Source organism: Stenotrophomonas sp. YIM B06876, assembly GCF_030711595.1.
Taxonomy (GTDB): domain Bacteria; phylum Pseudomonadota; class Gammaproteobacteria; order Xanthomonadales; family Xanthomonadaceae; genus Stenotrophomonas.
Window position 1 is genome coordinate 1 of record NZ_JAUJUJ010000318.1, and the last position, 563, is coordinate 563.

At 67.0% G+C, this 563-nt stretch carries 1 protein-coding gene; it reads right to left on the minus strand.

Going from position 1 to position 563, the window contains the following annotated elements:
- Nucleotides 1-563: U32 family peptidase (locus QZH66_RS17010; RefSeq protein WP_305807030.1), on the minus strand; the 563-nt coding region annotated here is incomplete at both ends.

Sequence of the window (563 nt, forward strand, 5' to 3'; positions counted from 1 at the left end):
CGGCACGGCGACGGCCTCGCCGGTGTTGGCGTCGAGCGCTGCCGGCTGCGTGGCGTAGCTCCAGCGGCAGGCATTGGTGCAGGTTCCCTGGTTGGAGTCGCGCCGGTTGAAGTAGCCCGACAGCAGGCAGCGGCCCGAGTAGGCGATGCACAGCGCGCCGTGCACGAACACCTCCAGCTCCATGTCGGGGCATTCCTGGCGGATGTGCTCGATCTCGTCGAGGCTCAGCTCGCGCGACAGGATGATGCGCGCCACGCCCACGCACTGCCAGAACTTCACGGCCGCGTGGTTCATGGTGTTGGCCTGCACCGAGAGATGGATAGGCATCTCGGGCCACTGCTCGCGCACCAGCATGATCAGGCCCGGGTCGGCCATGATCAGCGCGTCGGGGCGCAGGGCGATCACGGGCGCGATGTCGCGCAGATAGGTGCGCACCTTGTCGTTGTGCGGCAGCAGGTTGCTGGTGACGAAGAACTTCTTGCCGCGCGCACGGGCTTCTTCTATGCCCTGCGCGATCTGTTCCAGGCGGAATTCGTTGTTGCGCGCGCGCAGCGAGTAGCGCG